This is a genomic window from Nocardia sp. NPDC003183, from assembly GCF_053590715.1.
On the sequence record NZ_JBSFTG010000011.1, the window covers coordinates 59,544 to 80,527 of the forward strand.

13 protein-coding genes are annotated in these 20,984 nt (G+C 68.8%); 7 read left to right on the forward strand and 6 right to left on the reverse strand.

Going from position 1 to position 20,984, the window contains the following annotated elements:
- Window positions 1–48: 48 nt before the first annotated feature.
- Window positions 49–990 carry an RluA family pseudouridine synthase gene (locus tag ACWDXS_RS25850; protein ID WP_379317040.1) on the reverse strand — a complete coding sequence of 314 codons (942 nt, stop codon included), beginning with the start codon at window positions 988–990 and terminating at the stop codon, window positions 49–51.
- Window positions 991–1,060: 70 nt separating this feature from the next.
- On the reverse strand, window positions 1,061–1,636 hold the full coding sequence (locus ACWDXS_RS25855) for a putative glycolipid-binding domain-containing protein (protein ID WP_378993683.1): 576 nt from the start codon (window positions 1,634–1,636) through the stop codon (window positions 1,061–1,063).
- 408 nt (window positions 1,637–2,044) lie between these two features.
- On the opposite strand from ACWDXS_RS25855, the gene ACWDXS_RS25860 reads away from it, so the two are divergent.
- Together ACWDXS_RS25860 and ACWDXS_RS25865 are read left to right on the forward strand one after the other, a co-directional pair.
- Window positions 2,045–3,877, forward strand: a complete 1,833-nt coding sequence (locus ACWDXS_RS25860; protein WP_449969435.1) for an ABC transporter ATP-binding protein — start codon at window positions 2,045–2,047, stop codon at window positions 3,875–3,877.
- Window positions 3,874–5,610, forward strand: coding sequence for an ABC transporter ATP-binding protein (locus ACWDXS_RS25865; protein ID WP_449969438.1), 1,737 nt, complete (start codon window positions 3,874–3,876; stop codon window positions 5,608–5,610). The genes ACWDXS_RS25860 and ACWDXS_RS25865 overlap by 4 nt, the downstream gene beginning before the upstream one ends.
- A 59-nt stretch (window positions 5,611–5,669) precedes the next feature.
- Here ACWDXS_RS25865 and ACWDXS_RS25870 read toward each other — a convergent pair whose 3' ends face one another.
- From ACWDXS_RS25870 to ACWDXS_RS25880, 3 genes are all read right to left on the reverse strand, one after another.
- Window positions 5,670–6,881 (reverse strand): pyridoxal phosphate-dependent aminotransferase, encoded by a 1,212-nt coding sequence (locus ACWDXS_RS25870; protein ID WP_378632188.1) that lies wholly within the window; start codon window positions 6,879–6,881, stop codon window positions 5,670–5,672.
- 74 nt (window positions 6,882–6,955) lie between these two features.
- Window positions 6,956–7,375, reverse strand: coding sequence for a TIGR03667 family PPOX class F420-dependent oxidoreductase (locus ACWDXS_RS25875; RefSeq protein WP_378993677.1), 420 nt, complete (start codon window positions 7,373–7,375; stop codon window positions 6,956–6,958).
- A 100-nt stretch (window positions 7,376–7,475) separates the two neighbouring features.
- Window positions 7,476–8,183, reverse strand: coding sequence for a siderophore-interacting protein (locus ACWDXS_RS25880; RefSeq protein ID WP_379316193.1), 708 nt, complete (start codon window positions 8,181–8,183; stop codon window positions 7,476–7,478).
- A gap of 105 nt (window positions 8,184–8,288) precedes the next feature.
- Between ACWDXS_RS25880 and ACWDXS_RS25885 the strand changes: the two genes are divergently transcribed.
- Entirely contained in the window at window positions 8,289–9,560 is a 1,272-nt protein-coding gene (locus ACWDXS_RS25885; RefSeq protein WP_378993673.1) for a SidA/IucD/PvdA family monooxygenase, read from the forward strand.
- 62 nt (window positions 9,561–9,622) lie between these two features.
- Here ACWDXS_RS25885 and ACWDXS_RS25890 read toward each other — a convergent pair whose 3' ends face one another.
- Window positions 9,623–10,285: a GNAT family N-acetyltransferase gene (locus ACWDXS_RS25890; RefSeq protein ID WP_378993671.1), complete on the reverse strand. Its 663-nt coding sequence runs from the start codon at window positions 10,283–10,285 to the stop codon at window positions 9,623–9,625.
- A gap of 255 nt (window positions 10,286–10,540) precedes the next feature.
- Between ACWDXS_RS25890 and ACWDXS_RS25895 the strand changes: the two genes are divergently transcribed.
- The 4 genes from ACWDXS_RS25895 to ACWDXS_RS25910 are packed head-to-tail and all read left to right on the forward strand — an operon-like array spanning window position 10,541 to window position 20,963.
- Complete coding sequence (locus tag ACWDXS_RS25895) at window positions 10,541–11,293, forward strand: thioesterase II family protein (RefSeq protein ID WP_378656614.1); 753 nt, start codon at window positions 10,541–10,543, stop codon at window positions 11,291–11,293.
- On the forward strand, window positions 11,290–12,603 hold the full coding sequence (locus tag ACWDXS_RS25900) for a beta-ketoacyl [acyl carrier protein] synthase domain-containing protein (RefSeq protein ID WP_378993669.1): 1,314 nt from the start codon (window positions 11,290–11,292) through the stop codon (window positions 12,601–12,603). Before ACWDXS_RS25895 ends, ACWDXS_RS25900 begins: the two co-directional genes overlap by 4 nt.
- Complete coding sequence (gene nbtC, locus ACWDXS_RS25905; RefSeq protein WP_449969445.1) at window positions 12,596–15,739, forward strand: nocobactin polyketide synthase NbtC; 3,144 nt, start codon at window positions 12,596–12,598, stop codon at window positions 15,737–15,739. The genes ACWDXS_RS25900 and nbtC overlap by 8 nt, the downstream gene beginning before the upstream one ends.
- Window positions 15,740–15,752: 13 nt before the next feature.
- Entirely contained in the window at window positions 15,753–20,963 is a 5,211-nt protein-coding gene (locus tag ACWDXS_RS25910; protein ID WP_449969448.1) for an amino acid adenylation domain-containing protein, read from the forward strand.
- The last annotated feature ends 21 nt before the right edge of the window (window positions 20,964–20,984 follow it).

The following is a 20,984-nucleotide window of genomic DNA, read 5'->3' on the forward strand; positions in this document are numbered from 1 at the left end:
GGCCCGGAATGAGCCCACCAAGATCGACAGTCGGCGCGGTGCTGTGAGCTACTCGACAGCCGACCCGGACCATCCGGCCATATCGGTCCAGGCCTGCAACTCGCGCCGCGTCTCGAACCGTCGCGGGGCCCCGCTGATCGGATCCGTGAATTCGAGCGAGGCCGCCAGCAATTGCAACGGCCGCGTGTAATCGTCGACCGACTTATCGGTGATCACGGGGTAGAAATCGTCGCCGAGAATCGGCACGCCGAGCCCGTTCATATGCAGGCGCAGCTGATGGGTTCGCCCGGTGTGCGGGCGAAGGCGGTAGCGCCCGAGCCCGTCGCGGTGTTCGACCAGTTCGACCTCGGTCTCGGCATTGGGCTCGCCGTCCACCTCGAAAGCGGCGAGCACCTGCTTCTCCTTGATGATCCGGCTGCGCACGGTCCGCGGCAGCGCGAGCGCGGGATCGTAGGGCGCGATGGCCTCGTACTCCTTGCGCACGGTCTTGCGGTGGAACATCGTCTGATAGGCGCCGCGCCGGGCCGGATTCACCACGAACAGCAGCAGGCCCGCGGTGACCCGGTCCAGTCGGTGCGCCGGGATCAGGTCGGGCAGTTCGAGCTCGTTGCGCAACCGCACCAGCGCCGTTTGGAGAATGTGCTGACCGCGCGGGATCGTCGCCAGGAAGTGCGGCTTGTCGATCACGAGGATGTCGTCGTCGCGGTGCACGATCCCGATCTCGAACGGCACCTCGGTCTCGACGGGCAGATCGCGGTGGAACCATACGGCGCCGCCCGGCACGAACGGCGCGTCCGGTCTCAGCGGGCCTTCCAGATCCACGATCTCGCCCGCCACCAGCATCGCGTCGATCCTGGCCGGATCCACCCGCGGCAACCGCTCGACGAGGTGATCGCGCACGGTCGTCCACTGCCCGTCCTCCGGGAGCCGGAGCCGGGCGGGATCGAGGCCGTGCCGTTTCGGCAGCGGCGGCTGCTGCCTACGTCGCATAGGAAGAAGTGTTGTCGAGCCGGTGGAGCCGGCTGCTCTCGGCCCCTCGGAACCTGCTCGACGTCGTCGATCACGCGGTGCGTGTGGCCAGCCCGGGGTAGTCGATGATCAGACCCGACTCGTCGTAGTCCAGGGTGGCGTGGAAGTCGAATTCGGGAGCACGGTAGTCGTAGCGCTGACCTACCCCGTCGGCGATCCGGCGATAGTGTTGCGGTAATCGGGCCGCGGTGAGGTCGGCGGCGCGCACATAGGCGGCGGGCGCGTCGGCACCGTCGCCGACCGCGAGCCCGAGGCGGTGCACCGGCAAGGCATTGGTGAACGCCGACGCCTCGAGATCGATATCGAGACACCCGTCGAGCTCGGGCGCGACCGTGCCGTCGACCTGCCAGCGTCCCAGCCCATCGGACTGCACGGTCACCGACCGCCTGCCCTCGGGATACCGTCCGACGATCTGCGCCGACCGGGTGTGCCAGCTCCCGTCGAGCCGCAGCCGGTAGTCGATCACCCAGGTGATCCCGTCCTCGACCGCCGTCGCGCACCCTTCGACGAGAACTCCGCGCGCATCGTCACGGAAATACGTGACCTCGAATCCGGTACGCGCGTCCCGGTGTAACCAGGCGGCCGAAGAGGGCAGCGGAGTGAACATGGGAAGCGCATTCCCGCAATTCCGTCGCTCAATCGCTAACCTGCCCGCTGATCGAGCACCATCAGTTTCGCTTCGACGAGGACTTGACGCGCACGCCGTCGCACCCGGCACAGGTCGACGCTGCATTCGAGATGTATCTGCATCGCCCGATGCGCCTGTTCGGGCGACAGCTTTCCAGGGTCGGAATGGCAATCGGCGATTGCTGAAATGATTGACGTGACAAACATTTTCGTTCTCCCACCGCTACACGAGATCAAGAGGTAGGGAGGAAATTACGCCCGAAAGAGTGAATTGCCGACGGGTTGACGGGCAGTTCACACAACCTTCCCCGATCGTCCACAAGCACTCAACTTAGGCTAACCTACCTTTGGCGGAGTTGCCGCGGACAGGTCGAGAGGCGAGAACGATATGACGGTGCAGGTAGCGCCGCCGCCGGGGGCGGAGTCGGGGAACCGGCTGCCCAAGGCGGCAGCGAAAGCGCAGAAGCAGCGGGAAGCGCTGGCGCGCAAGGAGATTCTGGCACCGGTATCGGGGATGCTGACGGTGGCGAGCCTGATCGTCGCGCTCGCCTCGGTGTGCTCGGTGGTCCCGTTCCTGCTGATCGTGGCGGCCTGCCGCGAACTGCTGAACTCCCCGGTCGACACCGACCGGGTGTGGTGGCTGTTCGGCGCGGCCGTGATCGTGCTCGTCGTGCGGGCGTTGCTCCAGGTCGTGGCACTGAGCTGGTCGCACGCGGTCGACGCCGGCTACCAGCTCACGCTGCGCAGGCTGCTCGCGGCCAAGCTCACCCGGGTGCCGCTCGGCTGGTTCGGCGAGCGCAGCTCCGGTGAGGTCAAAGGCTATCTGCGCGACGATGTCGACGCCCTGCATTTCCTGGTCGCGCACGCCCGCCTCGATTTCATCGGCGCGCTGGTGGTCCCGCTGGTCACCCTCGGCTACCTGTTCACCGTCGACTGGCGACTCACGCTGGTACTGATGATTCCGCTGATCGCCTACATGATCCTGTTCAGCAAGATCATGGACCGCGACGGCCGCGATCGCCTCGCGGTGTACACCCGGTGGGAGCGCCGCCTGTCCGCCGCCACGGTCGAGTTCGTCGACGGTATCCAGGTGGTCCGGGCGTTCGGTCAGGCGGGCAAGGCGCACAGGGAGTTCCAGGACGCCGTCGAAGGTCAGGTCCAGGCGGCGCATCGGATGAAGACGCCGATCATTCGTGTGCAGGCGGCCTCCGACATCGTGGTGATGCCCGTGTTCGTCATGCTGGTGGTGGTCCTCGGTGGTCTCGCCGGTGTGGGACTCGACTGGGTGGACCCGCTCGATCTGCTGCCGTTCCTGCTGGTCGGGCTGGGTATCGGCAGTTCGCTGCTCGGCCTCGGCTACGGTTCGCAGGCCCTGCGCGCCGGTGGCGCAGCGGCCCTGCGCCTGCACGAACTCCTGCAGACCCCGGAACTGGAGATCGCCGAAACGCCCGCGGGCGCGCAGACCGGCATCGTGGGTTTCGAAGGCGTCGAGTTCGCCTACCGCACCGGCCACGACGTGCTGCGCGGCATCGACCTCGAACTGACCCCCGGCACCATCACCGCCCTGGTCGGCCCGAGCGGTTCCGGTAAGTCGACCCTGGCGAAGCTGCTGCCGCGCTTCTACGACGTGGGTGCGGGGCGAATCACCATCGACGGCCGCGATATTCGCGAATTCACCAGCGAAGAGCTCTATCGCACGGTCGGATTCGTGTTCCAGGACGTGCGCCTGATCCGCGGCACCATTCGCGAGAACCTCCTGCTGGCCCGCCCCGGCGCGGACACCGAGGCCATCGAACGCGCCACCAGGGCCGCTCAGATCCACGACCGGATCCTGGCGCTGCCCCGCGGCTACGATTCCGAGATCGGCGTCGACGCCACGCTGTCGGGCGGCGAGGCGCAGCGGCTGTCGATCGCCCGCGCACTGCTGGCCGACACCCCGGTCCTCGTCCTCGACGAGGCGACCGCGTTCGCCGATCCCGAATCCGAGGCCGCGGTCCAGGACGCATTGGCGGCCCTGGTCGCCGGGCGCACGGTGCTGGTCATCGCGCACCGCCTGCACACCATCACCGGAGTCGATCGAATCCTGGTGCTGGACAACGGAACCCTGGTCGAACAGGGCACGCATGCCGAACTGCGAGCTGCCGGTGGCCTGTATCAGCGGCTGTGGGAGATCAACGAAGCTGCCCTCGGCGCGCTCGCCCTGGTGGAGGAAACACGATGATTCGCAAGGTTTTCCGGCTCGTCCCCGACGAGTTCGCCCCCCTGATCTCGCGGCTGCTCGGCGTGATCGTGGTGCAGGCGCTGTGCCAGGCCATCGCGTATCTGCTGCTGGTTCCGGTGCTGGAAGCGCTGTTCGGTGACGATCTGAGCGGCGCGTGGCTGTGGGCGCTCGGCATGGCCGTCGCCGTGGCCGGTGTGGTCGTCTTCGGTTACCTGCAGGCCGTGATCGGTCTGCGGATCGGCCTCGGCATGCAGCGCGGTCTGCAGACCCGGCTCGGCGATCAGCTCAACGCGTTGCCGCTGGGCTGGTTCGAAGATCGTGACGCGGGCCCACTCTCGCGGGTGATGGTCGAGCAGGTGCGCGAAATGCAGGGCCTGATCGCCTATCTGCTCACCAAGGTGCTCACCGGCGTCATCGTGCCGCTGGTCGTCGCGATCGGGATGCTGTTCATCGACTGGCGCGTGGGCGTGGCGATGTTGCTCGCCGCACCGGTGCTCTACCTGGTGAACAATCTCGCCAATCGCGCCTACACCGGCGCCGACGCCCGGCTGCACGCCGCCGCGGCCGAGGCCGACTCGCGGGTGGTGGAGTTCGCGCAGGCCCAGCCGGTGCTGCGCGCGTTCGGTGCGGTCGGCGCGGGGAACAAGAAGCTGGATTCGGCACTGGTGCGGCAACGTTCGGCCGTGCTGAAGATGATGGTCGCGACCGTGCCGGGGCTGACCGTGTTCGCGCTGTTCGTGCAGGCCGTGTTCCTGGTGCTCGCGTATATCGCGGTCGTCCAGGTGACCGATGGCGCGATCTCGGTCGCCGCGGCCATCGCGCTGATCGCGGTAAGCGCGCGCTTCATCGAACCGGTGAACCAGGCCGCCCAGCTGGGTACGGCCCTGCGCTCGGCCGCCGCGGCCGCCGACCGCATCACCGACCTGCTCGCCGAATCACCCCTGCCCGCCGCGACCGAACCGGTCACTCCCGGTGCGCCCGCGGTGGTCTTCGACGAGGTGAGCTTCGGCTACCGCCCCGGCGAACCGGTCCTGTCGGACCTGACCTTCACCGTCCCCGCCGGCACCACCACCGCCATCGTCGGACCCAGTGGTTCCGGCAAGACCACCCTGCTGCGCTTGGCCGCCCGCTTCTACGATGTCGATTCCGGCGCGGTCTCGGTGGGCGAACACGATGTGCGCAGGCAACCTTCGGACACCCTGCTCGACCAGCTCTCGCTGGTCTTCCAGAACGTCTACCTGTTCAACCGCTCGGTCGCCGACAACATCCGCATCGGCAAGCTCGACGCCACCGACGACGAGCTGCACCGCGCGGCGGTGGCGGCCAGGGTCGACGAGATCGTCGATCGCCTCCCGGACGGTTTCGACACCACCGTCGGCGAAGGCGGCACCTCGCTGTCGGGCGGTGAGCGTCAACGGGTTTCGATCGCTCGCGCCCTGCTCAAGGACGCCCCGATCGTCCTGCTCGACGAGGCGACCAGTGCGCTGGACCCGCACAGCGAGGCCGTGGTGGTTCGTGGCATCCACGAACTCACCAGGGACAAGACGGTTCTCGTCGTGGCGCACCGTCTCTCGACGATCGCCCATGCCGACCAGATCCTCTTCCTGGACAGGGGCCGGATCGCCGAACGTGGTACGCACGCGGAACTGCTCGCGCTGAACGGTCGCTACGCCGCGTTCTGGAACGAGCGCGAGCGGGCAACCGGCTGGCGTCTGGAGCCGGTCTCCGCGTAAACGCCAGGGCCTCGGCGGTGTCGCGACACCGCCGAGGCTTCTCGGCCCGCCCGCTTGTGTTACTGGTGGTAGGTGGAGAGGAATTCGCCGATCCTGCCGATGATCTGGTCGAGCTCATCGGCTTGCGGCAGGGTGACGATGCGGAAGTGGTCGGGGGAGGGCCAGTTGAAGCCGGTGCCCTGCACGACGTGAATCTTGGTGGCCAGCAACAGGTCCAGCACGAACTTCTCGTCGTTGTCGATCCGGTAGGTCGCGCGGTCGAGCTTGGGGAAGGCGTAGAGCGCGCCCTTCGGCTTCACACAGGACACGCCCGGAATCGCGTTGAGGGCGGTCCACGCCCGATCACGCTGTTCGAGTAGTCGACCACCGGGCAGGGTGAGTTCGTGGATGCTCTGGTGCCCGCCCAGCGCCGCCTGCACAGCCTGCTGTGCGGGAACATTCGCGCACAGCCGCAGTCCCGACAGCATCGTCAGGCCCTCGAGGTAGCTCTCGGCATGGCGGGTCGGGCCGGAGACGGTGAGCCAGCCGGACCGGAAACCGGCGAGCCGGTAGGCCTTGGACAAGCCGTTGAACGTCAGGCACAGCAGGTCGGGCGCGAGCGAGGCGGTGACGGTGTGGGCGACGTCGTCGTAGAGGATCTTGTCGTAGATCTCGTCGGAGCAGACGATCAGATTGTGCTGGCGGGCGAGTTCGAGCATCTGCTCGAGCACCTCGGTCGGATACACCGCGCCCGTCGGATTGTTCGGGTTGATGATCACGATGGCGCGCGTGCGGTCGGTGATCTTGGCGGCGATGTCGGCGATGTCGGGATACCAGTCGGCGCTCTCGTCGCACAGGTAGTGCACCGCCTTGCCGCCGTTGAGATGCACGGCGGCGGTCCACAGCGGGAAATCGGGTGCGGGGACGAGGACTTCGTCGCCGTTCTCGATGAGTGCGGTCATCGCCATCATGATGAGTTCGGACGCGCCGTTGCCGAGGAAGACGTTCTCGATATCGAGGTCGTCGACGCCGCGGCCCTCGTAGTACTGCACCACCGCGCGCCGGGCGGGCAGCAACCCCTTGGAGGTCGCGTAGCCCGCCGACGACGGCAGGTTGGCGATGATGTCGCGCAGCAGCTCCGATGGTGCGTCGAAGCCGAACTGCATCGGGTTACCGGTATTGAGCTTGATCACCCGGTGTCCCTCGACCTCGAGTCGAGCGGCGTGCTCGGCTATCGGGCCGCGGATCTCATAGGAAACATTCGCGAGCTTGCTCGACTGTTTGAACTGCATGTCGGCTCCCCACCGTGATACGGACGGAGCTCGCCACAGTACTCGCCGGGTTCCGGCGCACGCACCGCGGCAGTTCAGAAGCCGCGCAGGCGGTCCGGGGCGACACGGATCGGCACCGAGTAGGCCTCGAAGAATTCCGATTGGGTCATCTTGATGTCGACGAAGCCCCTGGTGTATTTCCTTGCGTAGTGGGCGATCTCGTCTTCGGTGGGCGCTTCGTTCACGCGTGCCGTGCCGGTGAAGACGGCGACCTCGCCACCGCTCTCGGTGGCGTTGAAGTTGAGCGCGACCCGCGGATTGTGCGCGAGGTGCCGCAGCTTCTTGGCCTCGGGCATGGTGAAGATGAGGAACTCGTCGTTCTCCCAGTGAAACCACACCGGGTTCGGCTGCGGGGTGGTGTCCGCGCCGATGGTGGTCAACCAGATCACGTGTTCCTCGGCCAGTCGCTTGCCGACCTCTTCGCCGAAGGGGGTAGCGGCATCGAGAATGGACACGGTGCTCTCCTCGCAGGCAGGGGACAACTTCCACCCCCACCCTCGCCGAAATCCCGTCGGCCCGCCACCCGCCTCGCGGGCTGTCGCGGAACCGGTTCGCTTACTTCCAGTAGGCCTGCGCCTTGATCGAGGTCTTGGGCAGGGCGTGCTGGGTCTTGAGGGACTTCACGATCGAGCGGGTGGTGTGGCCGTCGCAGGTGACCCAGCCGTAAGTGCCGGGGACGCAGGTGATTTCCTGGGCGGCCTCGCGCAGCAGGCGGCCGTCGTCGACGCGCTGGAGCCAGGTGAGGGTGTGGTGGGGCTTGTTGTTGACCGGGATGGTCTTGTCGGACTCGTACTGCCATTCCAGCCAGACTCGCGCGGGGGTGTCGCCGATGGCGTCGAGCAGCGAGTTGATGGCGGGCAGCGAGGCGGTGTCGCCGAAGATGACGTACTCGCTCGGGGTCTGCTCCGGGAGCTGGAAGTCCGAGCCGAGCACGGTGGCGTCGAGCAGGTCGCCCGGCTTCGCGCGGCGGGCCCAGTCGGCCGCCGGACCGTTGTGCAGAGCGAAATCTATGCTCATCGTGTCTTCGTCGGGGTTCTGGTCGACCAGCGTGTAGCCGCGGTGGTGCAGCTTGTCGCTGGTCGCGTCGGGGATCCACAGGCGGATCCACTGGGTGGGGTGCACCGGGTGGTCGGCGAGCAGGCCGCCCGCGGTGAAGCCGATGCGGATGAACTTGTCGGTGATCTCCTCGTTGGAGGTCACTGTCAGCCGGTAGTCGGCGCCGCCCCAGGCCTTGGTTATCAGACCGTTCAATCCCTTACCCATGTTCGTTAGGTTAGCCTAACGACACTTGTTTGTCTGCTCCGGTGGTTAAATAAGGTAAGCCTATGCAAATATGGGCTGGTGCGTGAGAGAGTGGAGAACGAACCGGTGGATACCCTCCTGGTAGTCGGTGCTGGGCCGAAAGCCCTTGCGGTGGCGACTAAATCACACGTTCTGCGCTCCCTCGGGATGCCCGCTCCGCGCGTGGTCGTGGTCGAGGCGCATGCCGTCGGCGGCAACTGGCTGCCCACCGGCGGCTGGACCGACGGGCAGCACCGGCTGGGCACCAGCCCCGAGAAGGACGTCGGCTTCCCGTACCACTCCACCTGGGCGCGCGGGCGCAACCGCGATATCGATCACGCGATGGCCGCCTTCAGCTGGACCACGTTCCTGATCGAACACGGCACCTATGCCGAGTGGATCGACCGCGGCAGGCCGAGTCCGCAACACCATGTGTGGGCCAAGTACCTGCAGTGGGTCGCGAAGTCCATCGACCTCGAGCTGGTGCTCGGTCGGGTGGACAAGATCGGTCACGGCGACGGTGAACAGTGGCAGGTCGACGTGGTCGACGCCGACGGCGCGCAGAGCCGGCTCACCGCCGACGGCCTGATGATCACCGGCCCCGGCCGCAGCAGCCGTGCCCTCCTCGACCATCCCCGTGTGCTCAGCATCGCCGAATTCTGGGACCGGGCAGGCAAACGCACGCTGCCCGCCGCCTCCCGCGCCGCGGTGATCGGTGGCGGCGAGACCGGCGGTTCGGCGCTGGACGAGCTGGTTCGCCACGAGATGCTCACCATCTCGGTGATCTCGCCGCTGGCCACCCTCTACACCCGTGGCGAGAGCTTCTTCGAGAACTCGCTGTTCAGCGACCCCGTGAAGTGGGCGGCGCTGAGCATCCAGGAACGGCGCGACGTGATCCGGCGCACCGACCGCGGGGTGTTCTCGGTGCGTGTGCAGGAAAGTCTGTTGGGCGACAACCGCGTTCATCACCTGCAGGGGCGGGTCACCAAGATCGCGCCGCAGGGCGAATCACTGGCCTTGACGCTGAGCAACGAGTTGCGCGCCGACCAGGTCCACAACTTCGACCTGGTGGTGGATGCCACCGGTGGTCAGCCGCTGTGGTTCCTCGAGATGTTCGATCAGCGGACCGCGGATCGGCTCGAGCTCGCCGTCGGCGGTGCGTTGACGCAGTCGCGGATCGAGTCGTCGATCGGCTACGACCTGGCGGTCACCGGGCTCGGCGGCAAGCTCTATCTGCCCAATATGGCCGCGATGGCGCAGGGGCCGGGGTTCCCGAACCTCAGTTGCCTCGGCGAACTTTCGGACCGGGTGCTGCAAACGGTGCCTGCTCGGGCGCGGGCTGCCGCCATCGCGCGCTGAGTGCACACAAGAAAGCCCCCTCTCGTCGAGAGGGGGCTCTTTTGTGTTCGGCTTTCTTGCGCTCAACGCGGCGCGATGATGTCTTCCGGAGTGCGCGGGACGTACTGCAACGCGATCCGCCGGTCGGGACGGACGTCGATCTCGCCGATCGGCTGGAACCCGGCCTTGGCCAGGCTGCGGGCGATCGCCACGTTGCGGTGGTCGGGGTCGGCCAACACACGGCGGCAAGCGGGATCGGCCGCGAAGACGGCGGTGGTCATGGTGGAGATCCAGGCGGACATGATGCCCTTGCCGATCACCGCGGTGTCGGCGGTGGCGATGTGGAAGCCGGTATCGCTGGGGTCGCTGTCGTAGAAGCGACCGATCTCGTCCTTGGCGGCGCGATAGAACTCCAGGTAGGCGATGTCGCGCACACCGAGTTCGGGCTCGCCGAGGACGGCGAAGTCCAGGCTGAGAATGCACGGGCGGGAATAGGTTCCGGCCAGCTGGGCGCGGAAGTTCTCGCGGCGGCGGTCGGCGTCCCAGTCCTGTTCCCAGGATTCGAGCAGGTGCGGGCGGGCCATCCATTCGGCGAGCAGCTCGGGATCGGTGCCGTCGGGATCGGCCAGGCGCAGGCTGAACGGCGCCGCGAAGACCGGCAGCACGGGTGCGGGCGCGGCGGCCACCTCGGCGGGCAGATCGGTCTGCTCGCGGGGCAGCGCGGTGGGGGTCCCGGCGGGGTTCATCTACTCGGTGCTCCGTTCAATCGTAACCTTGGTCACCTCGATTGGTAAGGCTAGCCTATACTAATGGCTGGGTGTTACTGTTGCCCGACCGATCGCCCGGTGATAGCCGGGCCGTTCCCGATTCGGGTCGGATTCGGATGCAACAGGATTCGCCCCGTCCCGGACGACAGCGCCGGGCGGGCCCGTGCGTGAGCGCGGCGTTTGGATAGTGCGAAACGGCCGCGCAGCTTTGCGCGGCCGGTGAGGGAGAGCGACATGGCAAGAGAACTCGGCTGGATCAGGCAATTTCAGGCCCCCAGGACCGATTCCCTACCGCCGCTGATCGTCTTCCCGCACGCGGGTGCGGGCGCCTCGGCATATCGGGTGTTCGCCAAGCGTATGGCCGCCGACTTCGACACCGCGATCGTCCAGTACCCCGGCCGTCAGGACCGCGCGCGCGAAGCCGCCGCGCAGACTCTGCCCGAGCTGGCCGCCGGCGCCTTCGAGGCGTTCCGCGACTCCGCGCACAACACCGGCGCACCGCTCACCGTCTTCGGTCACAGCATGGGCTCCATCGTCGCGTTCGAATTCGTCCGGCTGGCCGAGGCCGCGGGGTTGTCCGTGCGTTTGCTGGTGGTCTCCGCTGCCGCCGCACCGCACCGAATCGCCGAGCTCCCCGCACATCCCACCGAGGACGACGAATTGCTCGACCACATGGCCACGCTCAACGGCACCGGCGCCGACGTGATGGCCAGCCGTGAGGTGATGCGGATGGCGCTGCCGGTCCTGAAGGCCGATTACCGCGCCTTCGACGCCTATTCCTGTGGTCCCGACGTGGCTGTCGCGACACCCGTGCTGGTGCTCGGTGGCGATGACGACCCGTTCGTCGGGCCGCGCGACCTCTACGGCTGGGACCAGAGCACCACCGCCGAGATCGAGGTCAACCTGTTCGAGGGCGGTCACTTCTACCTCGACGAGAACATCGACGGCATCGCCGAGGCGCTCGTCGGCAAGGCCCTCGCGCGATGAACTCCGATCCCATCGTGATCGTCGGGATGGGTGTCGAAGCCCCCGGCGGCGTCGAGACCCTGCCCGACTTCTGGTCCGCCCTCGCTTCCGGGCGTGAGCTGATCGGCCCGTTCCCGCGCGACCGTGACTGGCCGCTCGACGAACTGTTCGCCCTCGGCAGGCTCGAAGGCTGGGCGCCGGTTCGTGACGCGGGCGGGTTCCTCGACGGCGCGACCGACTTCGACGCGCAGTTCTTCGGCATCACCCCGCGCGAAGCGGTGGCGATGGATCCGCAGCAGCGCGTGGCCATGCGGGTCGCGTGGCGTGCGCTCGAACACGCGGGCATCAATCCCGGTGCGCTGGACGGTGATTCGGCCGGTGTGTGGATGGGCGTCTCGACCGTCGAATACGGGCCACGGGTGGGCTCGGTGAACGAGTACAGCGGCTATCGCGCCACAGGGACGGCGCTCGGCGCGGTAGCCGGGCGCATCTCCCACGGCCTCGGCCTGGTCGGTCCCTCGATCAGTGTGGACACCGCGTGCGCGTCGTCGCTGACCGCCGTGCACCAGGCGGCTTCGGCGATCCGCGCGGGCGAGTGCGAATGGGCGCTGGCCGGCGGAGTGTGCGTGATGGGTTCGCCCGGCGCGTTCTACGAGTTCTCCAAGAACAACGCCCTCGCCACCGACGGCCACTGCCGTTCCTACGCCGCCGACCCCACCGGCACCCTCTGGGCAGAGGGCGCGGGAGTCATCGTGCTGGAACGGGAATCGCGGGCGAAGGCGCTGGGGCACCGGATCTACGGGCAGCTGCTCGGTTCGCGGGTCAACCACAACGGTTCCGGCGCCCCGATCGCGGTGCCGAGCGCGGGCGCTCAGCAGCGGCTGATCGAGGACACGGTCGCCGCGGCCGGGATCAGCGCCGACGACATCGGCCTGATCGAAGGCCACGGCACCGGCACCGCCGTCGGCGACCCGCTCGAATTGACCGCACTGGCAGCGACTTACGGCAACCCGGACCGCACCGACGGACCTCTGCTCGGCTCGGTGAAGTCCAACACCGGCCACGCCCAGGCCGCGTCGGGGATGCTCGGGCTCATCAAGGTGCTGCTGTGCGGTGCGCATGGCGCCATCGCACCGAGCCTGTGGGCAGACGCGCCCAACACCGAGATCGACTGGGACGCGACCAGTTTGCGCCTGGCCGCCGAACTCACCGACTGGGCGCCGCGCGCGGACGGCCTGCGCTATGCCGCGGTGTCCTCGTTCGGCGTCGCGGGAACCAACGCGCACGCCATCGTCGGCCTGCCGGTGCTGGAGGAGACCAACCATGGCTGAGTACCGCTTACCGGACGGCAGCGTTCCCGTCCTGCTGTCCTCCGACACTGTCGAGGGACTGCGCGCCGAGGCGGCCGCCCTGCGTGCCTATGTTGCCGCGCATCCCGAGGCGAGCGCGCAACGAGTGTCGGACATGCTGTTGCGCACCCGCGTGCCCCGTCGTCGCCGGGCGCTGATCCTGGCGTCGCCGACGGGGGCGACCGATGAGCTGTTGTCCGCACTCGACGCGATCGCGACCGGCTCCGAGCACGCACTCGTCGTGTATGGCGACGTGCCGGCGAGCGCGCGCCGGATCGGGTTCGTCTTCCCCGGCCAGGGCAGTCAGCGGCCCGGCATGGGCGCGACGTTCTATGAGCTGTCGGCCGACTACCGCGCGGTGGTCGACGAATGCGCCGCCATTCATGCCGAACGCTTCGGGCATTCCCAGCCGCTGCACTACCTGCTCGGCAACGAGGGGCAGTACGAGGACACGGTGTGGGAAGTGCAGCCCGCGTTGATGTTCCACATGACGGGCCTGGCCGCGGTGTGGCGAGCCGCGGGGGTGGATCCGCACGCGACCATCGGCCACAGCCAGGGCGAGCTCGCCGCGGGCGCGGTCTCCGGCGTGATGACGCTGCGTGACTCGGTGCTCGCGGTGACCCATCGCGCCCTGCTCGCGGACCGGCTGTCCCCGCGCGGCTATTCGATGGCGGTCTTCGGGATGGACCGCGAGAGCGTGGAAGCGCTGATGGCACGGCACTCGGGGTGGGCCGAGCTCGCGGTCGTCAACTCGCCGCACATCATCGCCATCTCCGGTGAACGCGGCGCCGTCGTCGATCTGGTGGCCGCCGCTACCGCGCGCGGCCAGTTCGCGCGGGAGATCCGGGTCGCCTTCCCGGCACACACCTCCATCGTCGCCGAGGTACGGGCCGAGTTCGAAGGCTTCCTCGGTGACGAGATGAGCGCACCGAACTTCTCCGCCTCCGAGATCCCTTGTTACGGCGCGACTCTCGGCGAGATGATCACGCCCGACCTCAAGCAGGAGGAGTACTGGTACTGGAACCTGCGCAACCGCGTCCGGTTCGACCGCGCCGTGGTCAGCGCGGGCAGTGACGGCGTCGACCTGCTGATCGAGGTCGCCGAACACCCCGTGCTGCAACTGGCCATCCAGGAAAACCTCAGCCTGGTCCCGAACCGTCCCGGCCTGCCCGCGCGGGATTTCCGCGTCCTCGGCACGTCGCTGCGCACCGCGGACGGGCTCTCGGAATTCACCCGCAATCTCGCCCAGGTCGCTGTCCTCGACATCGACTACCGCTGGGACGCACTGCGAGTCGACGACACCGTCAGCCTCCCGCTGCGCGACTTCCCGCACACCGTCACCAACGCCAAGCGACTGTGGGCTCCCCTCGGCGCCCATGAGACCCCCGCCGAACTCGTGGTCTCCACCCCGAAACCGCAACGGCTGGTGGAACAGTGGATTCCGGTGCAGCGTCGCGCGCTGACCGCGCCACGCAGTCTCCTCGTCGTCGACCACACCGGCGAATGCGTCGAGCTGGCCGCCGCCCTGGTGGCCGCCGCGGACCGCCACGGCGCCGACGCGCGCGTGATCGGAGCCGCCGACGCGCCTTCGGGCCAGGACGCCCGGGACCACGCTGTGGGCACCGCCGACTCCGTGGTCGTGCTGTTGCCCGCTGCCGGCGACGACGACAGCGCCGGTGCGATCGACGCGCTGGTGCGGTTCTACGCCGAACGCGCCTGGGCCCCGGCATTGTCCGCGCTGCGCCCCGGTGGCGAGTGCTGGCTGCTGACCGTCGGCGGCGAGACCGTCCACGACGGTGACCCGATTCCCGGGCTGTTCCAGTCGGGCGTCAGCGCCGGATTCCGCAGTGTGGGTATCGAGAACCCGGGAATCCTGTTCCGGCACCTCGATCTCGCCGCGAACGAATCCGCTCCCGCCCAGGCCGCCAAGATCGTCGGTGCGGTGCACTCCAGCGGGGAAGCCGAGTTGGCGCTGCGCGCCGGCAAGCTGTTCGTCAAGCGCCTGGTCGTCGATACCACCAATGAAACCGGTTCGCTCGGAACAGATCTCGATCATGTGGTGATCGTCGGTGGTACCGGTCAGCTGGGTCTGCGGTTCGCCGATCAGCTGGCGCGCACCGGAGCGGGCCGCGTCACGCTGCTGAGCCGCAGCGGCGAAACCGAGGCGCTGGCACCGGAACTGGCGCGGCTGCGCGGTATCGGCGCGACCGAGATCGTGGTGCGGTCGTGTGATGTCAGCGATGTCGACGCCGCGAAGGCGTTCGGTGCGGAGATCGCCGATCGCCCGGTCGACCTGGTGATTCACGCCGCGGTCAACTATGTGGACGCCGAACTCGACCAGATCACCGGCGACGCCGTGCGCACCGCCGCCGCCGCGAAGCTGCGTGGTCTGGACAACCTGATCGACGCGGTCGCGCTGACCGTGGACTGCCGGGTTCTGCTGTGCTCGTCGATGGCGGCGACGCTGGGCGGACGCGGACAGGTCCTGTACGCGGTGACCAACCGCATGCTCGACGTGGCGGCCCGCAGGCTGCGCGCCCGTGGCATCGCCGCCGCGAGTCTGCAGTGGGGGCTGTGGAGCGTGGCAGGCCCGCTCGACGACGCCGGGTTCGCCCGGGTCGAGGAGGCAGGCGTGTTCCCGATGGTGCCCGCGGACGCGATCGAGGCAGGGCTCGCCGCGCCGGTGCGCGACGGCATGATCATCGCCGCCGACTGGGACTTCCTGCGCGAGGTGCTCGGCGCGTTCGGCCAGGCCAGCGTGCTCACCGGTCTCGAATCCGCCACGCCCGCACCGCAGGTGACACCGGCGCCCGCCGCCACGGTGAGTGCGGTTCCGGCGGACGTTGTCGCTGCGGCGCCCGCGGCGCCCACCGATAATTTCCCGCTCGACCTGCGCATGCGCACCGAACTGCTCAAGGTGATCGGCGGTGACAGCGCCGAATCCATCGACGCCACCATGCCCTTGGTGGCGCTCGGCCTCGATTCTCTGCAGGCCTTGGACTTCCGCAAGCGCGTGCGAGCGGAACTGGATCGCGATCTGCCGGTCGCGGCGATTCTCGGCGGCGCATCGCTCAACGATGTCGTGCTGCTCATGGCACAGAACACCAACCAGGGCTGAGGGGCCGAAGAACATGTCTGACACCGAAGCCACCCTGTCCGTCGCCGAGCGCCGCAAACTGCTGCTCCAGCAGAAGCTGCGCGAACGCGGCATGGCCGTAGTGAACGCCGAACCCGTTGCCGTACCGCGTATTCCGGTGGGGGAGCGGCGCCCGCTCACCCCCGGCCAGCGCCGCATGTGGTTCCTGCAGACCCGCGACGCCGACGACACCGCCCTCAACATCTGTGTCGCCTACCGCCTCACCGGCCCGCTCGACGCCGATCGCCTGCACGCGGCGTTCGACCAGGTGGTGGCTCGCCACGACATCCTCCGCACCACCTACGGCGCGGACGTCGACGGCACGCCGTATCAGGTGTTCGCCGCCGACGCCCAGGCCGAATGGTCGACCCACGACCTCACCGAGCTCGCGGAGTCGGGTCGTGACCTGCGGGTGGAGGTGCTGGCCCAGCGTGAGTTCGGTCGTCCGTTCGCGCTCGGCACCGAACTCCCGCTGCGCGCGACGCTGATCCGCACCGGGACCGACGAGCACGTCGTGCTCCTCACCATCCACCACATCGCCTGGGACGACGATTCCTGGGCGGTGTTCTTCGCCGAACTGAACGCCGCGTACCGGGCCGGGCAGCCGAGCGCCGCCGCCGGGTCGAGTACTGCGGGATCGTCCACACCGAGCGCCCCGGCCGCCTCACCCGACGAAGCGAACGAGGCAGGCCACGGAGATTCGGCGCTCGGCCGTGACACCGTGCAATTCGCGGCCATCGCGTCGACCGCGGAACCCGCCGAGGCCGACGTGGCGTTCTGGCGCGAGGCCCTGCGCCCGCTGCCCGAACCCCTCGAACTGCCCGGCTCCGCCTCGGCCACCCCCGGCCGCAACGCCCAGCGCCGCACCCACCGTCTGCCTGCCGAGCTCGTCACCCGCACCGAACAGTTCGCCCGCGAACAGGCCGCGACCCCGTTCATGGTGCTGCTCGCCGGTTTCGACGCGCTGATCCACCGCTACACCGCCGCCGACGACTTCCTCGTCTCCATCCCGGTGACCGATCGCCCCGCGGGCACCGAACAGCTCATCGGCTACTTCGGCAACACGCTGCTGCTGCGCGCCACCATGGGCGCCCACGCCGACTTCACCCAGCTCGTCGCCGCGGTCCGCGACACCTGCACCGGCGCCTTCGCGCATCGGGGCGTCGGCATCGATCGTGTCGTCCGCGAGGCGAACCCGGATCGGGTGGCCGGGCGCGACGGCTTGGATCAGCTGGTCCGCCTCGGTTTCTCGGTGCGCAAGAGCGCCGACGGTTTCGCCCTCGACGGCGTGAGCTCCACCCAGCTCGAACTCGGCGCGGCGAGCGCGCAGGTGCCGTTGGCGCTGGCCATTGTGCTCGACGCCGACGGCACCGCGGTGGTGGAAGCCGAGTACCAGACCGATGTGCTGGCCGAGGCCCTCGTCGACCAGTTGCTCGCGCACTTCGGTCAGCTCCTCGACAGTGCGTTGCGCGAGCCGCGACGCAGACTCGCCAACCTCGACATGCTCGGTGCCACCGACCGCGCGACCCTGCTGGATCGCTCGCACGGCGCCCTCGTCGATGAACCGGCGACCACCCTTGTCGCCCTGCTGGAATCGGCCGCGGCCGCCGCCCCCGACGGGCTCGCACTGCTCTCCGACGACACCGAGCTCACCTACGCCGCGCTGCACGCGCGCGCGAATCGCCTGGCCCACTGGCTGATCGGGCAGGGCGTCGGCACCGAGGACCTCGTCGGCCTTCGCTTCGGCACCTCGGTGGAGTTCATCGTCGCCGTGCTCGCCGTCCTCAAGGCCGGTGGCGCCTATCTCCCGATCGATCCGGCCTACCCGCAGGATCGCATCGAGTACCTGATCGAGGACGCGAACCCTCGATTGTTGCTCAGCGCAGTCGAATTGGCCGCTGCCGAAGAGATGGCCGCCGATCTCCCCGCGACCGCGCCCACCGATGCCGAGCGCCTGCGTCCGCTGCTCCCCGCGAATCTGGCCTACGTCATCTACACCTCCGGCTCCACCGGCAAGCCCAAGGGTGTTCCGGTGCCGCACAACGCGATCGCCGAACACATCGTCTGCTTCACCGCCGACTGGAACATGACCGCCGCCGACCGCCTGATGCAGTCGTCGTCGGTGAGTTTCGACGCCTCGCTGGTCGACATCGCGATCACCCTCACGGTCGGCGCGCAACTGATCGTGCCCAAGCCCAACGCTTTCCGCGATATCCGCTACGTCGCCGACCTGATAACCCGCCGCCAGGTGACGGTGCTGCACATGGTGCCGTCGATGCTGAGTACGTTCCTGCTGCTGCCCGAGATCAGCGAATGGCAGTCGCTGCGCCAGATCCCCGTCGGCGGCGAGGCGCTGCCCGGCGAAGTCGCCGACCGGTTCTTCAACACCCTCGAGGCCGAACTCCGCAATCACTACGGACCGACCGAGGCCGTGGTCTGCTCGACCCATATGCCGGTCGCGGGTCCGCAGGGTACCGGCGTGGTGCCGATCGGCGTCCCCAACCGCAACGTCTACACCTATGTCCTCGACGAGGCACTGCAGCTGGTGCCCGACGGCGTCGTCGGTGAGCTCTACCTCGGTGGCGATCAGCTCGCCCGCGGCTACCTGGACCGTCCCGCGCTGAGCGCGCAGCGTTTCGTCGCCGACCCGTTCGCGGCGGCCGAGGGCGGCCCCGCGATGGGCGCCCGCATGTACCGCTCCGGTGACCTGGTGCGCCGCAACGCCTTCGGCGAGCTCGAGTTCGTCGGCCGCGCCGACGAACAGGTGAAGGTGCGTGGTTTCCGCATCGAGCTCGGCGAGGTCGAGGCCGCGATCGCCGCGCATCCCGCCGTCGCCCACTGCGTGGTCGTGGTGACCGAGGACCCCGCCATCGGCGCGATGCTCGCCGCCTATGTGGTCCCCGCCGAGGGCACGGTCGACCTCGAACAGGTCCACGCGTTCGCGGCAGGCGGACTGCCGGAATACATGGTGCCCAGCGCGTTCGCGGTGATCCCCGAGATCCCGCTCACCGTCAACGGCAAGCTCGACAAGCGCGCCCTGCCCGCGGCGTCCCCCGCCGTGGTGCGCACCCACCGCGCTCCGGCCACGGCCACCGAACGCAAGGTGTGCGCCCTGTTCGGCGCCCTGTTCAGCCTCGACGAGGTCAGCGCGGAGGACTCGTTCTTCGAACTCGGCGGGCACTCCCTGCTCGCGGCGCGCCTGGTGGCCCAGGTCCGCGCGGAGTTCGGCATCGAGCTCGACGTGCGCGTCGTGTTCGACAGCCCGACCCCCGCTGCCCTGGCCGCCGACCTGGTCGCCCGCTTCCTGGCGGAATTCGATATCGACCTCGATGCCGTCGACAACGACTTCGACGACGCCCCCGCCGAGAGCACGACCACCGAACCGGCCGAAACCGTGACGGCGGATACCGCGACCGCCGGACCGGGGCGGTCCAGCCGCCCGGCGATCGGTGGGCGCCCGCGCGGCGAGCGCGTTCCGCTGTCGTACTCGCAGCTGGCGATGTGGTTCCAGTACCGGATGGAGGGTGCGGGCTCGGTCGGCAACCTGCCGCTGGCCCTGCGCTTCGACGGCGCACTCGACATCGCCGCCCTGCGTGCCGCGCTCGATGACGTGGTCGCCCGGCACGAGTCGCTGCGCACCACCTTCCCCGAACACGACGGCGTGCCCTACCAGGTGGTGCACCCCGCCGCACCGGTCCCGCTGCCGGTGCGCGAGCTCGCCGCCGGGCAGCTCACCGAGGCACTCGCCGAGATCGCCGGCTACCACTTCACCCTCGACGGTGAGCCGCTGATCCGCGCCGAACTGCTCGTGCTCGACGCGGGCGCGCACGTGCTCTCGCTGCTGGTGCACCACATCGTCGCCGATCACGCGTCCTTCGGCGTGCTGCTCGACGACCTCACCGCCGCCTACCGGGCTCGCAGCGAACAGGGTGGCGCCCCGAACTGGGCGCCGCTGCCGGTCCAGTTCGCCGACTACGCGCTGTGGCAACGCGAACTGTTCGACCAGGCCGCACCGAGCGCGTTCGCCACCGACCAGATCGAGTACTGGCGGTCCACGCTCGCCGATGTTCCCGAGGAGATCGCGGTCGCCCACGATCGGCAGCGTCCGCCGGTGCTCGGCAAGCGCGGTGAAGTGGTGAGCTTCTCGCTGCCCGCCGCCGTGCGCTCCGGGCTCGAATCGCTCGCGGTCCGCAGCGGCGCCACCGAGTTCATGGTGTGCCAGGCCGCGGTCGCCACCCTGCTGCACACCCTCGGTGGCGGCACCGACATCACCCTCGGCACTCCCGTCGCGGCGCGCACCGATCCGGCGACGACAGCCCTGATCGGGTTGTTCGCCAACATGGTCGTGCTGCGCAACGACCTGTCGAACGCGCCGACGTTGCGCGACACCGTGATTCGGGCACGCAATGTGGTGCTCGACGCCAACGCCCACCAGGAGCTGCCGATCGAGCGCCTGGTGGAAGCGCTCAACCCGCGTCGCTCGCGCTCGCGGAACCCGTTGTTCCAGAGCATGATCCACTTCCGTGGCGCCGACTGGGCACCCACCACGCTCCCGTTCGCGACCTCGGGGGAGAGCACTGTCACCGTGCTGCCCGCCGACTTCGACGTCTCGTTCCTGGATCTGAACCTGAGCCTGAACGTGACCGCCGAGGGCGGCATGGGCGTCCGCGTCGTCGTCAACGCCGATCTGTACGAACCGGCCACGGCCACGCTGATCGCCGACGCGCTCGCCGCCACGCTGCGCGCCTTCGCCGAAACGCCGGACCTGCCGGTGGCCGACCTGCGTGTGCTGCCCGCCGCGGATCTCGAGCGTCTGCTGGCCACCCCCGCCCCGGTGGCCGCGAGCGCCGTGGCCACCGGTGCGGCGGCCGACTCCGACACCGAGCGCACCCTGATCGCGCTGATCGAGGAACTGCTGGAAATCGACGACGTCGTCGGCGAGGACAACTTCTTCGCCCTCGGTGGTGACAGCGTCATCTCCATCCAGTGGTCGGCGCGCGCCGATGCCCTCGGCCTGCCGCTGTCGCCGCAGCTGGTGTTCGAATGCGCCACGATCACCGAACTGGCCGCCGCCGTCGACGCCGCCGCCGGTGACGCGACGCACGCCGATGAGCCCGAACAGGTTTCGCACGCGCCGATGAGCGCGTCGGGCCTGGAATCCGACGCCCTGTCCGCGCTGACGGCCGCCTGGTCCGCGCAGGGATGAGCACGAACGTCGGGATGAACG

Bases quoted from the DNA above. Each gene is read 5' to 3' on its own strand.
- ACWDXS_RS25850 (WP_379317040.1), bottom strand. From the start codon at position 990: ATGCGACGTAGGCAGCAGCCGCCGCTGCCGAAACGGCACGGCCTCGAT.
- ACWDXS_RS25855 (WP_378993683.1), bottom strand. From the start codon at position 1,636: ATGTTCACTCCGCTGCCCTCTTCGGCCGCCTGGTTACACCGGGACGCG.
- ACWDXS_RS25860 (WP_449969435.1), top strand. From the start codon at position 2,045: ATGACGGTGCAGGTAGCGCCGCCGCCGGGGGCGGAGTCGGGGAACCGG.
- ACWDXS_RS25865 (WP_449969438.1), top strand. From the start codon at position 3,874: ATGATTCGCAAGGTTTTCCGGCTCGTCCCCGACGAGTTCGCCCCCCTG.
- ACWDXS_RS25870 (WP_378632188.1), bottom strand. From the start codon at position 6,881: ATGCAGTTCAAACAGTCGAGCAAGCTCGCGAATGTTTCCTATGAGATC.
- ACWDXS_RS25880 (WP_379316193.1), bottom strand. From the start codon at position 8,183: ATGGGTAAGGGATTGAACGGTCTGATAACCAAGGCCTGGGGCGGCGCC.
- ACWDXS_RS25890 (WP_378993671.1), bottom strand. From the start codon at position 10,285: ATGAACCCCGCCGGGACCCCCACCGCGCTGCCCCGCGAGCAGACCGAT.
- ACWDXS_RS25895 (WP_378656614.1), top strand. From the start codon at position 10,541: ATGGCAAGAGAACTCGGCTGGATCAGGCAATTTCAGGCCCCCAGGACC.
- ACWDXS_RS25900 (WP_378993669.1), top strand. From the start codon at position 11,290: ATGAACTCCGATCCCATCGTGATCGTCGGGATGGGTGTCGAAGCCCCC.
- nbtC (WP_449969445.1), top strand. From the start codon at position 12,596: ATGGCTGAGTACCGCTTACCGGACGGCAGCGTTCCCGTCCTGCTGTCC.
- ACWDXS_RS25910 (WP_449969448.1), top strand. From the start codon at position 15,753: ATGTCTGACACCGAAGCCACCCTGTCCGTCGCCGAGCGCCGCAAACTG.